This window comes from Nonomuraea sp. KM88 (genome assembly GCF_052245635.1).
Classification (GTDB): domain Bacteria; phylum Actinomycetota; class Actinomycetes; order Streptosporangiales; family Streptosporangiaceae; genus Nonomuraea.
The window spans coordinates 446,609-460,427 of the sequence record NZ_JBQQCC010000003.1; the positions used below are offsets into that span (position 1 = coordinate 446,609).

Annotated in this window: 11 protein-coding genes; all 11 read right to left on the reverse strand. The window is 71.8% G+C overall.

Features of this window, described 5'->3' with window-relative positions; genetic code table 11:
- Positions 1 to 20: 20 nt before the first annotated feature.
- Positions 21 to 521 carry a cell division protein SepF gene (locus ACTWPV_RS11615; RefSeq protein ID WP_347642756.1) on the reverse strand — a complete coding sequence of 167 codons (501 nt, stop codon included), beginning with the start codon at positions 519 to 521 and terminating at the stop codon, positions 21 to 23.
- Positions 522 to 660: 139 nt separating this feature from the next.
- Complete coding sequence (locus ACTWPV_RS11620; protein ID WP_443151747.1) at positions 661 to 1,353, reverse strand: YggS family pyridoxal phosphate-dependent enzyme; 693 nt, start codon at positions 1,351 to 1,353, stop codon at positions 661 to 663.
- A 96-nt stretch (positions 1,354 to 1,449) separates the two neighbouring features.
- Positions 1,450 to 2,958 carry a cell division protein FtsZ gene (ftsZ, locus tag ACTWPV_RS11625; protein ID WP_443151748.1) on the reverse strand — a complete coding sequence of 503 codons (1,509 nt, stop codon included), beginning with the start codon at positions 2,956 to 2,958 and terminating at the stop codon, positions 1,450 to 1,452.
- Positions 2,959 to 3,294: 336 nt separating this feature from the next.
- Positions 3,295 to 3,963 (reverse strand): cell division protein FtsQ/DivIB, encoded by a 669-nt coding sequence (locus ACTWPV_RS11630; RefSeq protein ID WP_347642753.1) that lies wholly within the window; start codon positions 3,961 to 3,963, stop codon positions 3,295 to 3,297.
- Between the two features lie 76 nt (positions 3,964 to 4,039).
- A complete protein-coding gene (gene murC, locus ACTWPV_RS11635; RefSeq protein WP_443151749.1) occupies positions 4,040 to 5,437 on the reverse strand; it encodes a UDP-N-acetylmuramate--L-alanine ligase in 1,398 nt (465 codons plus the stop codon).
- The gene (gene murG / locus ACTWPV_RS11640) at positions 5,434 to 6,513 is read right to left on the reverse strand and encodes an undecaprenyldiphospho-muramoylpentapeptide beta-N-acetylglucosaminyltransferase (protein ID WP_443151750.1); all 1,080 of its coding nucleotides are present in this window, start codon (positions 6,511 to 6,513) and stop codon (positions 5,434 to 5,436) included. The genes murC and murG overlap by 4 nt, the downstream gene beginning before the upstream one ends.
- 12 nt (positions 6,514 to 6,525) lie before the next feature.
- Positions 6,526 to 7,785 carry a putative lipid II flippase FtsW gene (gene ftsW, locus ACTWPV_RS11645; protein ID WP_347642750.1) on the reverse strand — a complete coding sequence of 420 codons (1,260 nt, stop codon included), beginning with the start codon at positions 7,783 to 7,785 and terminating at the stop codon, positions 6,526 to 6,528.
- Positions 7,769 to 9,145 (reverse strand): UDP-N-acetylmuramoyl-L-alanine--D-glutamate ligase, encoded by a 1,377-nt coding sequence (murD, locus tag ACTWPV_RS11650; protein WP_443151751.1) that lies wholly within the window; start codon positions 9,143 to 9,145, stop codon positions 7,769 to 7,771. Before murD ends, ftsW begins: the two co-directional genes overlap by 17 nt.
- A complete protein-coding gene (mraY, locus tag ACTWPV_RS11655; RefSeq protein ID WP_347642748.1) occupies positions 9,145 to 10,200 on the reverse strand; it encodes a phospho-N-acetylmuramoyl-pentapeptide-transferase in 1,056 nt (351 codons plus the stop codon). The genes murD and mraY overlap by 1 nt, the downstream gene beginning before the upstream one ends.
- A complete protein-coding gene (murF, locus tag ACTWPV_RS11660) occupies positions 10,197 to 12,251 on the reverse strand; it encodes a UDP-N-acetylmuramoyl-tripeptide--D-alanyl-D-alanine ligase (protein ID WP_443151752.1) in 2,055 nt (684 codons plus the stop codon). The genes mraY and murF overlap by 4 nt, the downstream gene beginning before the upstream one ends.
- Entirely contained in the window at positions 12,251 to 13,780 is a 1,530-nt protein-coding gene (locus ACTWPV_RS11665) for a UDP-N-acetylmuramoyl-L-alanyl-D-glutamate--2,6-diaminopimelate ligase (RefSeq protein WP_443151753.1), read from the reverse strand. The genes murF and ACTWPV_RS11665 overlap by 1 nt, the downstream gene beginning before the upstream one ends.
- Positions 13,781 to 13,819: the final 39 nt, after the last annotated feature.

Below are 13,819 nucleotides of genomic sequence, written 5' to 3' on the forward strand. Positions count from 1 at the left end.
GCGATAGACATACAGAGACTCTAACTCTGGTTGAAGAACCCGCGCTCCGCGATTCGAGCCTTGTCCTCGGCGGTCACCTCGACATTGGCAGGGGACAACAGGAACACCTTGTTCGTAACACGTTCAATGCTGCCATGTAGGCCAAAGACGAGACCTGCCGCGAAATCCACAAGGCGCTTTGCGTCGCTGTCGACCATCTCGGTCAGGTTCATGATGACCGGGGTGCCGTCCCGGAAGTGCTCCCCTATGGTACGCGCTTCGTTGTACGTGCGGGGGTGAAGGGTCGTGATGCGGGCGAGATCGGTCGTGCGGCGCTCCACGACCGCCGTCGCGGGCCGCGGCGCGGGCACCCCGGCCTCCGCTTCCTCGTCGCGGTCCTGGACCGCGACGGGCCGCTCTTCGCCGGTTCGCTGCACGTCGTCCTCGTAGGCGTACTCGTCCGGGTAGGTCTCATACCTCTCGTAGCGGTCGTCCTCCACGAGACCGAGGTAGACCGCCATCTTGCGCATCGCGCCGGCCATCGCTACGTCGTCCTCCTGCTCATGGTCGCACTCGCTCGGGCCCGTCTCCGGGCGCCGAGGCGGTAGGCGTACCCCCCTGGAGCTCACCGCTGATCGACCTCTACTCGGTCATGGACCTGAAGACCCACTTGAGGGGACATTACCTGACGAAGGGCTTGCGACGGCCGAGCAACGCCGTACCGATCCGCAGGTGTGTCGCGCCGTAGGCGACGGCCTCGGTGAGATCTTCGCTCATACCGGCCGAAACCATCGTCGCCCGCGGATGCTGCTCCTGTACGCGGGTCGCCACCTCCCGCAACCGGGCGAACGCCTTGGCCGGCTCCTCCCCCAGCGGAGCCACCGCCATGACGCCGCCCAGCCACACGCCCTCGGCGAGCGCCACCTCGTCGGCGAGCGCGAGCACGTCGCCGGGGCGCGCGCCGCCTCTGGCCGGGTCGTCGTCGAGCGCGACCTGGAGCAGGCAGCCGATGGTGCGGCCCTGGCGCACCGCCTCCTTGCTGATCGCCTCCACCAGCCTGAGGCGGTCGACGGAGTGGATCACGTCGGCGTACCCGACGACGGAGCGGACCTTGTTGGTCTGGAGCTGGCCCACGAAGTGCCACGTCAGCGGCAGATCGGCGAGCTCGCGCGCCTTGGGGGCGGCCTCCTGGTCACGGTTCTCCCCGACGTCGCGTACGCCCAGCTCGCACAGGATGCGTACGTCACCGGCGGGTCTGGTCTTGGTGACGGCGATCAGCGCGACCTCGCCACGGTCGCGCCCGACGGCCTGGCAGGCCGCCCCGATGCGCGCCTCGACCTCGGCGAGCCCGGCCGCGATCTCGTCCCTTCTCACTGCCTCTTCCTCTCGATTCCGATCCTGTGGCACGTCCGCCGTGAACACGACGGCGCCGCTCCCGTTTCCTCTCGGGGAGCGGCGTCAGGCGACCGGCTATTTGAGGAAGTCGGGGACGTCGAGCTCCTCCTCCTGCTCCTCGAAGACCACGCGCGGACGTTTGGCGGGCTCCGACATGCGGGAGGTGATGGGCGTGGGCGGGTTGGCGGGCTCCGGCGTCGGCCGGGGGATGGAGACGGGGCCGGACGGTTCGTCGGCGACGGCCTCCCCGGCGTCCTGCTCGGAGGCCTGCGCGGGCTCGACGGGCCGCACCGGCTCGGGGCGCGGCTCCGGACGGGACTCGGGGGCCGGCTCGGCCCTGAAGTCGGAGCGCGGCTCGGGCCTGAACTCCGTACGCGGCTCGGGCCTGAACTCCGCGCGCGGCTCAGGGCGGAAGTCGGCACGCGGCTCAGGACGGGCCTCAGGACGGACATCGGCGCGCGGGTCGGCCCTGAAGTCCCCGCGCGGCTCCGGACGCTGCTCAGCGCGCGGCTCAGGGCGCGCCGGAGGTGACTCGGACTTCACGCTGGGCGCCGAGACGCTCGGCCGGGCGGGAGACGACACCGACGGCGCGGCGGGACGTCCCATCGGACGGGCGGCGGGCTTGTCGGCCGCGGTCGGCACGTCGTCGAACCCCGCCGCGATCACCGTCACGCGCACCTCGTCGCCGAGGGCGTCGTCGATGACCGTGCCGAAGATGATGTTGGCGTCGGGCGCGGCCGCCATGGACACGAGCTGGGCGGCCTCGTTGATCTCGAACAGGCCCAGGTCGGAGCCGCCCGCGATGGACAGCAGCACGCCGTGGGCGCCGTCGATGCTGGCCTCCAGCAGCGGGCTGGAGACCGCCATCTCGGCCGCCGCCACCGAACGGTCGTCGCCGCGGGCGTGGCCGATGCCCATGAGCGCCGAACCGGCGCCCGACATGACCGACTTGACGTCGGCGAAGTCGAGGTTGATCAGACCGGGAGTGGTGATCAGATCGGTGATGCCCTGCACACCGGAGAGCAGCACCTGGTCGGCCGCCTTGAACGCGTCGAGCACGCTCACCTGGCGGTCCGAGATGGACAGCAGCCGGTCGTTGGGGATCACGATGAGGGTGTCGACCTCGTCGCGCAGCGTCTCGATGCCGGCCTCGGCCTGCGAGGCCCTGCGCCGCCCCTCGAAGCTGAAGGGCCGGGTCACGACGCCGATCGTCAGCGCGCCGAGCGACCTGGCGATGTTGGCCACGACGGGCGCGCCGCCGGTGCCCGTGCCACCGCCCTCACCTGCCGTGACGAAGACCATGTCGGCCCCCTTGAGGACCTCCTCGATCTCCTCACGGTGGTCCTCGGCCGCCTTGCGCCCCACGTCGGGGTTGGCGCCCGCGCCCAGTCCGCGCGTGAGCTCGCGGCCCACGTCGAGTTTCACATCGGCGTCACTCATCAGCAGCGCCTGGGCGTCGGTGTTTATCGCGATGAACTCGACGCCCTTGAGTCCCTCTTCGATCATCCGGTTGACGGCGTTCACTCCGCCGCCGCCGATGCCGACGACCTTGATGACCGCGAGGTAGTTCTGCGGTGCTGCCACGACGAGGGGCCTTTCCGCTCGTTGACTTGCCATTTCGGTGCGGATCGTCTCCGCTTTCAGTCAGTTCGGGTAACTCTCAACCTCAAGTTGAGATTTAGATTTATGTCAACCTGAGGATTGATACGGACAGTAGGAGTTACGCTCCAGGCGGGTCAACTAACCGCGCCGCAAGCACGTCCGGCGTGTCGCGGGCTGTCCGTTTCGCTCCGAAGTCGCGCCTGGTCGGGACCCTCCTCTGCCGAACGTCCGCTCTACAGGCTCTCACGTCGTACCCCCCACCCCGCACAGGCTCGGCGATGCTCTTGCCGCACGGTTGCCAGACCCTGACGATCACCGTCACTTCAGCGTCACCACGTCCGGGGAGCTCACGTCGTAGCGGGTGGCATCGCGCTCGCGCCGGAGCAGCGAGGTGAGGATGCGCCCCTTCTCCTTGGGCCTGTCGGCGCCACCCCAGACGACGGTGCGCCCGTCGGACAGTTCGAGGGTGACTCCCTCGGCCGTGCCCGCGCGCACCTCCTTGACCCTGACCGCCACCGACCCCGGCACCACCTGGATGACCTGGAGCGCCGCCATCAGCGCCGGATCGCCCTCGGCGGGGCGGTCCACCTTGATGAGCGGCAGCAGGGTCGGCGCCGTCGTCGTGACCTCGATCACCACGCCCTGTTTGTCGACGATGGCCACCTGGTCGCCCACGGGGACGGCCGCCACGGGCCTGCGCTCGACGACCTCGATCTTGAGCGTGCCCGGCCAGACGCGTTCGGCCTTCGCCCCGGCGAGCCGCCTGATGCCCTTGACACGGCTCTCGACGCCCGCCAGGTCGACGGTGGCGAGAGGATGGAGGTCGGCCACCCCGGCGCGCTGCTTGATCTCGTCGCCGTGCACTGTGACATTTCCCACGATCTCGATCGACCGCACGCCCAGCACGGGAGAGAAGAACACCAGCCACGCCGCCGTGCCCACCACTCCCGCCGTCAGCAGCACCAGGAACGCCGTCCGCGCCTTCATCGCCCTCCCCTGCATGTCGGCACAACCTACGCCGCCGGGTGGGTGAACACCGCGCGCCACGCCCAACGGCGGCGGCTCAAGACAGGCGGGCGACGATCTGCGGGCCGAGCTCGGTGATGTCGCCCGCGCCCATGGTGAGCACGATGTCGCCGGGCCTGGCCCGCTCGGCGATCATCCCGGGCACCGCCGCCCGGTCGGGCGCGTACGCCACCCGCTCGGCCGGCAGCGGCACCCGGCCCGCCACCATCGCCCCGGACACGCCGGGCTCGGGATCCTCGCGGGCGCCGTAGACGTCGAGCACGATGGCCTCGTCGGCCAGCCCGAGCGCGGCGCCGAACTCGTCGGCGAAGAAGCGGGTGCGCGAGTAGAGGTGCGGCTGGAAGACCGCGATGACCCGGCCGGTGCCGGAGTAGGAGGCGACCACGTCGCGCGCCGCGCGCAGGTCGGCGGTCAGCTCGGTCGGATGGTGCGCGTAGCTGTCGAACACGGCGATGCCGCCGGCCTCGCCCTTGGCCTCGAAACGCCGCTTGGCCCCGGTGAAGGCCCCCAGGCCCTGCCTGATCTCCTCGAACGGCAGCCCCAGCTCATCGGCCACCGCGATCGCCGCGGCGGCGTTGAGCGCGTTGTGCGCCCCGGGGACGGCCAGCCGCACGTCGCCCTTGCCCTCGATGGCGAACACGGTGCCGAACCCGTCGGGCGCGACCCCGGTGACGCGGTAGTCCTCGCCCCGCAGGCCGTACGTCTTGACCCGCAACCCACGCTCGCGCGCCCGGCCGGCCAGCTCGGCCGCTCCCGGGTCGTCCGCGCACACGATGAGCAGCGAGCCGACCCGGTCGGCGAACCTGGCGAAGCCGTCGTGCACCGCCCGCGGGTCGCCGTAGTTGTCGAGGTGGTCGGCCTCGACATTGGTGACCACCGCGATGTCGGGCGCGAGCATGAGAAACGAGCCGTCGCTCTCGTCCGCCTCCGCCACGAACACCGTGCCCTGGCCGTCGTCGGCGCCGAGCCCGGTGGTGACGAGCTGGCCGCCCACGCAGTAGGACGGGTCGGCCCCGCACTTCTGCAGCGCCACGGTCAGCATCGAGGTGGTGGTGGTCTTGCCGTGGGTGCCCGCGATGGCCACGCCGGTGCGCCCGGCCATGACGCTGGCCAGCGCGGCGGCCCGCGGGATGATCCGCAGCCCCTGCTTGAGCGCCTCACCGAGCTCGGGGTTGGAGTCGCGGATGGCGGTCGAGACGACCACGGTGCCGACGTCTCTGATGTGGGAGGCGGCGTGCCCGATGTGCACCGTCGCGCCCAGCTCGCGCAGCTCGGTGATCAGCTCGGAGCTGCGCGCGTCGCTGCCCGACACGGGGACGCCCCGCTTGAGCAGGATGCGGGCGATGCCCGACATGCCCGCGCCGCCGATGCCGATGAAGTGCACCCGCCCCAGATCGTCGACGGCGACGGGATCGACCAGCTTCACGAGACTCATCGGGCTATCTCCAACACTTTCCTGGCAAGCATGATATCGGCGTCCTTGCGCCCCAGCCGGGAGGCGGCCTCCGACATGCCGGCGACCCGCTCGGGGTCGTGGAGCATCGGCAGCACGTTCTGGATGATCCAATCAGGGGTCAGGCCCACGTCGTCGACCAGGATGCCGCCGCCGCCCCGGGCGATGCGCTCGGCGTTCATGCGCTGCTCGCCGTTGCCGTACGGCAGCGGCACGTAGGCGGCGGGCAGCCCGACCGCGGTCAGCTCCGCGCACGTCAGCGCGCCGCTGCGGCACAGCGCCACGTCGGCGGCGGCGTAGGCCAGGTCCATGCGGTCGAGGTAGGGCAGCAGGACGTACTGCGGATCGCCGGGCGGCGGCTCGTGCTCGACGGTGTTCGTCGGGCCGAGCACGTGGAGCACCTGCACGCCGGCCCTGCGCAGGGCCGGCGCCGCGGCGAGCGCCGCGTCGTTGACCGACCTCGCCCCCTGCGATCCGCCGAACACCAGCAGCGTCGGCCGGTCGTTCTCCAGCCCGAACCAGGAGCGCGCCTTGTCGCCCATGGACAGCCGGTCGAGGTTGGCGATGTCGCGCCGCAGCGGCGTGCCGATGTATTCGGCCTTGGGCAGCAGCTGGGCTTCGGGAAAGCCGGTGAACACGTGGTCGGTCAGCCGGGCGCCCAGCCGGTTGGCCAGGCCGGGGCGCGGATTGGCCTCGTGCACGACGATCGGCAGGCCGCGTCGCTTGGCCGCCAGATAGGCGGGGGTCGCCACGTAGCCGCCGAAACCGACCAGGATGTCGGCCTCGACCCGGTCGAGTATGGCGGCCGTGGCGTTGATCGCTCCGGCCAGCCTGCCAGGAACCGTCAGCAGGCTCGGAGTGATCGACCTGGGCAGGGGCACGGCCGGCACCAGCTCAAGATCGTAGCCCCTGGCGGGCACGAGCCGCGTCTCCAAACCGCGATCCGTGCCCACGCAGGTGATGCCGGCGCTGCGGTCAAGATGGCGCAGCGCGTCCGCAAGGGCTAGCGCGGGCTCGATGTGCCCGGCTGTCCCCCCTCCGGCGAGGACCACCCTCATCTCGGTCACTCCCTAACGTGTCACTCGGCCTTTGGTCGTAGCCCCCAGGCCCAGCCAGCTTAGGGCCCGGGCGGCGGGTCCGGGGCCACGAGCCGCCAGGGCCTCACGCGCGCCGGGCTCGCGCTTGGCGAACGACAGCAGCATGCCGAGCGCGGCGAGCGTGGGCAGCAGCGACGATCCGCCGTACGAGACCAGGGGCAGGGGGATGCCGGTGATCGGCAGCACGCCGAGCACGGCACCCATGTTGACGGTGGCCTGGCCGACGATCCAGGCCACCATGGCGGCGGCGGCCAGCCTGATGAAGGAGTCGTTGACCCGCACGGCCACCCGCAGCCCGGCGTAGCCGAGCAGCCCGAACAGCGCCACCACCATGAGCGTGCCCATCAGCCCCAGCTCCTCGCCCAGGATGGCGAAGATGAAGTCGCTCTCGCCGTGCGGCAGCCAGCTCCACTTCTGCCGGCTGCTGCCCAGGCCGAGCCCGAACCAGCCGCCGGAGCCCATCGCGATCTGCCCCTGGACGGCCTGGTATCCCGCGCCCTGCGCGTCGGCCCACGGGTCGAGGAAGGAGCTGATGCGCGCCATCCGGTAGGGTTCCACCTTGATCATGATGAGGGCGGCCAGCACCGCCAGCGACAGGATGCCCCCGAACAACTTGACCGGCGCCCCCACCACCCACAACAACGCCAGGAAGATCATGAACAGCACGAGCGTGGTGCCCAGGTCGCTGCCCAGCATGACCATGACGGCCAGGATCGCGGTGCCGGGCATGAGCGGGATCAGCATCTGCCGCCACTCGATCTTGCCCTGCCGCGCCCGCCGGGCCAGCAGGTCGGCCCCCCACAACGCGAGCCCGAGCTTGGCGGGCTCGGACGGCTGGAGGGTGAACGGGCCGATGTAGATCCACCGCTGCGCTCCCAGCTCCGACGAGCCGATGAACAGCACCATGACCAGCGCCAGGATGGACAGCGCCATCAGGGGGTAGCCCGCCCAGCGGAAGAACTTCGTCGGCAGCCGCGAGCAGGCCCACATCACCGGTACGCCCACCGCGGCCGACAACGACTGCTTGATGAACCACGAGAACGGGCTGCCGGTCTTCTGCAGCGCCTCGATGCTGGACGCTGACAACACCATCATCAACCCGAGCGCCAGCAGCAGCGCGCTGCACATGATGATCAGGTAGTAGGTGGTGAGCGGCTTGTCGAGCAGCTCCTTCAGGGAGCCGAGCTGCTCACGGGCCCAGTTGCCGGGCCCCTCCTCAGCGGTCGCGCTCACGTCGCAGCCTCAGCTCGCGCACGGCGCGCGCGAAGGCCTCCCCCCGCGCTGGATACCCGGCGAACATGTCAAGGGAGGCCCCCGCCGGGGAGAGCAGCACGGTGTCCCCTGGCGAGGCCAGCCGCGCGGCTTCGGTGACGACTCTTTCCATCACCCCAGTGTCGCGATCGGCGATGTCCACTACAGGGACATCCGGGGCGTGTCGCGCGATGGCTTCGGCGATCGTGACCCGGTCGGCGCCCAGCAGCACCGCGCCGCGCAGCCGTGGAGCCGCCTGACGCACCAGGTCGTCGACGTCGGCGCCCTTGAGCTGCCCGCCGGCCACCCACACGATCGACGAGTACGACGCCAGCGCCGCCGCGGCCGCGTGCGGGTTGGTCGCCTTGGAGTCGTCGATGTAGTCGACCTCGCCGATCCTGTCCACGTGCGACAGCCGGTGCGGATCGGGCACGAAGTCGCGCAGACCCCGGGCCACGGCCTCGGACGGCACGCCGAGGGAACGCGCCAGCGCGGCGGCGGCCAGCGCGTTGGCGACGTTGTGCGGCGCGAAGGGCCGTACGTCGTCCAGCGTGGCCAGCTCTTCCGCGCCCTCCACCGGGTCGGCGACGAACGCCCGGTCCACCAGCAGATCCTCGACCACGCCGATCTCGCCCCGCTTGGGCACCCGCAGGGTGAACCCCACCGCCCCGGGGTAGGGCGCGGCCAGCCTGGTCGCCTCGGGATCGTCGGCGTTGAAGATCACGGTGCCGGCACGTTCGTAGACACGGCCCTTGGCCGCGGTGTACTCCTCCATGGAGCCGTGCCAGTCGATGTGGTCGGGGGCCACGTTGAGCACGGCGGCGGCGTGCGGGGCCAGCGTGCCCGACCAGTGAAGCTGGAAGCTGGACAGCTCGACGGCCAGCACGTCGTACGGCTCGGCGACCGCGCGCACGACGGGGACGCCCACGTTGCCGACCGCCACGGCCTTCTGCCCGGCCGCGAGCAGGATCGAGGTGAGCATGCGCACCGCCGTGGTCTTGCCGTTGGTGCCGGTCAGCGCCAGCCACGGGGCCGGCTGCGCCGGGCGCAGCCGCCAGGCCAGCTCCACCTCCCCCACGACCTCGACCCCGGCGGCGAGCGCGGCGGCGATCAGCGGATGGTGTGGCGCCCAGCCCGTGGTGACGAGCCGGGTGACCCCCTCGGGCAACACCATCTCCCCGAACCGGGTCTCGACGCCGAGCCGGGCCAGCTCGGCCGCCGCGGCGAGCTGCCGCTCCCCCTCGGCCGCCTCCACGACCACGACCCGCTCGCCGCGACCGGCCAGCACCCTGGCCACGGCCGTGCCGGAGACGCCGAGCCCGGCGACACAGGTGAGACTCATCACCTGGGCATCCATTCGACGTAGAAGAGCCCGAGACCGAGCGCCGCGCAGAGCATCGCGATCAGCCAGAACCGGACCACGATCGTGGTCTCCGCCCAGCCTTTCAGCTCGAAGTGGTGCTGCAGCGGCGCCATCCTGAACACCCGTTTGCCGGTCATCTTGAAGGAACCGACCTGGATGATCACGGACAGCGTGATGATCACGCACAGGCCGGCGAGGATGATCAGCAGCAGCTGGGTACGGGTGGCGATGGCCAGCCCGGCCAGCACGCCGCCCAGGGCCAGGGAGCCGGTGTCGCCCATGAAGATCCGCGCGGGGGGCGCGTTCCACCACAGGAAGCCGATGAGCGCCCCGAGCACGGCGGCGGCCACCACGGCCAGGTCGAGCGGATCTCGTACCCAGTAGCAGTTGGGGCCGAGCTGGTCGATGCAGTTGTTGCGCAGCTGCCAGTTGCCGATCAGCACGTACGCGCCGAGGACCACCCCGGTCGCGCCGCTGGCCAGGCCGTCGAGACCGTCGGTGAGGTTCACCGCGTTGGAGAACCCGACGATCATGATGAGCACCCAGATGGTGAAGCCGACGATGCCGATCGACGGGCCGATGTCCCGCAGGAACGACACCCTGGTCTCGGCGGGGGTGATGCCGTAGACGTTCGGGTGGCGGACGACCAGGAACGCGAAGACGGCGCCGACGACGAGCTGGCCGAGGGCCTTCGCGCCGCTGCGCAGGCCCAGGCTGCGCTGCTTGTAGATCTTGATGAAGTCGTCGAGGAACCCGACCGCGCCGAGCCCCGTCATCAGGAACAGCACCAGCATGCCCGACACGGTGGGCGTCGAGAGCATGGCCAGGTGCGACGCGCCGTACGCGAGCAGGGCGGCCAGCACGATCACGGTGCCGCCCATGGTGGGGGTGCCCCGCTTGCTGTGGTGGCCGGACGGGCCTTCCTCGCGGACCTCCTGGCCGTAGCCGCGCCGCGAGAACAGCCGGATCGCCAGCGGGGTGCCCAGCATCGAGAGGATCAGGCCCACCGCACCGGCGACGATGATGTTGGTCACTGGGGGGCACCTCCGAGCACGAGCTCGGCCGTCCGCTCCAGACCCATCGCCCTGGGCCCCTTGATCAGCACCGCGTCACCCTGCCGCAGCCACCCCGCCAGCTCGGCGGCGGCCGCCTCGGCGTCGGGCACGTGCACGATCCGCGTCACGTGCTGCGGGCACGCCGCGTCACCGCCCGTGCTCCCGGCCGGTGCGCCCGGAACCCCGGCGGGTGCGCCCGGGACCCCGGCCGGAGGAGCGCCGGCGGGGGCGCCGGCCAGGGGGGCCACCTGTGGACCGCCTGAGGGGGGACCGGCCGCCGGGACACCCTCGGCGGAGTGCCCGCCCGACGGCGGGACAGGCGCCTGCCCCGCTCCGGACCCGTGCCATCCGTGTGCCGGGACGCCGTGCGCGGGCCCCTGCCGTGCGGGCCGGGCCGCGCCACCGCCCTGCCACTCCTGCGTGGCCTCACCCTGTCCGGGAGCCTGCCGGCCTGGTGCGGGCTCACCTTGTGCCGGAGACTGCCGGCCCCGTGAGGGCCCGGCGGGCGGGTGAGGCCCCGGGACTTGCGGGCCGGCGGACTGCGGCCCGGCAGGTCCGGCCGCCTGGGGACCGGTGACCGGACCGGCGGCCATCTGCGGGAACGTGATGGGACCGACACTCTGAGGCCTCACGGGCCGCGGGCATGTGACCGGCCCACCGGCTCCCTGCGGACCGGCGGCCTGGGGGGCCACCCCCTGCGGACCTGGACCTGGACCTGCACCGGGACCTCCGGCGCCCTGCGGGCCAGGAGTCCGCGGGCCGGGGGGCGGGGGCAGGGCGCGGGCTGTCGTGGTGGCCTGGGCGGCCGTGTGGGCGCCCTGGAGCACCGGCTCCGCGTCAGGGCCCGCCACGATCAGCCCGGCCAGCCCGGCGCCGCCGGCCAGCCGGCCGAGCTCGGCGTTGAGCGCCGGCCCGTCGTCGCCGAGTTCCCGCAGCGCCGCGATGACGGCGAACCGCCGCCGCCCGCGCCCCAGCACCTCGAACGCCTCGAACGCCGCCCGCATCGAGTCGGGATTGGCGTTGTACGCGTCGTTGACGACCGTCACCCCGTCGGGCCTGTCGTTGACCTCCATCCGCCACCGGCTGCGCGGCGTCGCCTCGGACAGCTCGGCGGCGATGGTGGCGACGGGCAGCCCGAGCTCGTATCCGGCCGCGGCCGCGGCGAGGGCGTTCTCGACCGCGTGCTCGCCGTACAGCTTGAGCGACACGTGCGCGCTTCCTGACGGAGTGCGCAGCGTGAAGGACGCGCGCCCGCGGGCGTCGAGCACGACGCCCTCCGCCCTGATGGCCGCGGACTCGCCCCGCCCGAAGTACGTGACCCGGGCGTCGGTGCGCGTGGCCATCGCTCGGACCAGCGGGTCGTCGGCGTTGAGCACGGCCACTCCGGTGCGCGGCAGCGCCTCGACGAGTTCGCCCTTGGCCTTGGCGATGGCCTCCTTGCCGCCGAACACGCCCAGGTGCGCCGTGCCGACATTGAGCACCACGCCGATCTGCGGCGGCGCGATGCGGGTCAGGTCTTTGATGTGGCCGATGTTCCTGGCGGCCAGTTCGAGGACCATGAACCGGGTGTCGGCGTCGGCCCGAAGCACGGTGAGCGGGTGGCCGAGCTCGTTGTTGAAGCTGCCGACGGGGGCGATGGCGGGCCCGATGCGGCCGGTGAGCCTGGCCAGCAGGTCTTTGGTGCCGGTCTTGCCCGCCGAGCCGGTCACGCCGATGACGGTGACCTGGGGCAGCGCGCGGACCTGCTCGGCGGCCAGCGCGGCCAGCGCGGCGGCGGCGTCCGGGACGATCACCGCGGGCGCCTCGACGGGCCTGGTGGCCAGGACGGCGACCGCTCCAGCCCTGATCGCCTGCGCGGCGTAGTCGTGACCGTCGACCCGCGCGCCCTTGAAGGCGACGAACAGGGATCCCGGTTCTACGGCCCGCGAGTCGATCACGACGGGCCCGCGCACCACGGCGCGGGGATCGGCCATGCCCGACAGGGCGCCCGAGGTTATCTCGGCGATCCTGGCCAGAGGCAACGGGATCATTAGTGCTTCCTGCTTTCCTTGCGTGCGTCGATCGCTTCGGCGACCACTTCGCGGTCGTCGAAGGGGATCACCTCGCCTGAAACGTACTGGCCCTGCTCGTGGCCCTTGCCGGCCACGACGATCACGTCGCCGCGCCCGGCCCGGGCGATCGCCAGGCCGATGGCGGCCGCGCGGTCGGGCTCAATGATCACATGAGCGCGGTCGTGCTGCGGCACGCGGAGCGCTCCCTCCATCATCGTCGCGAGGATGGTGAGCGGATCCTCCGAGCGAGGATTGTCGTTCGTAAAAATAGCGATATCTGCCAGCTGGGCGGAGATTTCCCCCATGATGGCTCGTTTGCCCTTGTCGCGGTCGCCACCGCAGCCGAGCACGATCGTCAGGGCACCCGCCGTGACCGACCGCAGCGAGCGCAGCACCGACTCCACGGCGCCCGGCTTGTGGGAATAGTCCACGAGCGCCTGGAACGTATCGTCAGCGCCCGTGATGCGCTGCATGCGACCGGGGACTCCGGTCAGGGATCCGACGCCGTGCACGGCCGTCTGCAGCGGCACCCCGGCCTCGACCAGGGTCACGATGGCGCCGAGCGCGTTGGCCACGTTGAACGGACCGGGGAGCGCGATCTGCGCGTCGGCCTCGACCCCGCCCGGACCCACCACCCGGAACGCGCTGCCGTCGGCGCCGAGCCTGGCGTCCAGCACCCGCCACTCGGCCTCCGGATCGCCCTCCGCGGAGAACGTGGTCATCGGCACCTTCGCCAGACCGATCAGCTCACGCCCGTAGCGGTCGTCGATGTTGGTCACCCCGGCACGGCTCAGCTCGGGCTGGAACAGCCGCGCCTTGGTGGCGAAGTAGTCGTCGAAGTCCTTGTGGAAGTCGAGGTGGTCCTGCGAGAGGTTGGTGAACAGGGCCACGTCGTAGAAGATGCCGTCGACCCGGCCGAGCGCGAGCGCGTGGCTGGAGACCTCCATCACGGCCGCGCCGACACCCTCCTCGCGCATCAGGGCGAACAGGCCGTGCAGATCGCAGGCCTCCGGCGTGGTGAGGGTGGGCGCGAAGCGCTCGTCCCCCACGTGGATCTCGACGCCGCCCACCAGGCCGGCCTTGTGCCCGGCCGCCCGCAGGCCGGCCTCCAGCATGAACGTGGTGGTGGACTTGCCGCTGGTGCCGGTGACGCCGAGGATCTGGACGTCGTGGGCCGGCTGGCCGTACACCCAGGAGGAGATCTGCCCCAGCAGGGCGCGCGGGTCGGGCACGATCAACACGGGCAGCCCCGTCGCGACGGCCGCGTCGCGGCCGGCCCGGTCGGTGAGCACCGCGACGGCGCCGCCCGCCATCGCCTGGGCGGCGAAGTCGGCGCCGTGCACGCGGCTGCCGGACAGCGCGACGTAGAGATCTCCCCGCCGGACGGCTCGGGAGTCGTTGGTGACGCCGGTCAGAGCCGCATGGGGCGACCGTGACGTGCCGGAATCGGCGTCGATCATGGTCGCGAGCCCGGTCAGCGGGCGAGGCGGGCTGGTCGTGGGACGCATAGACGACGGGGGACGCACGGCGAGAGCGTACCTTCCCTG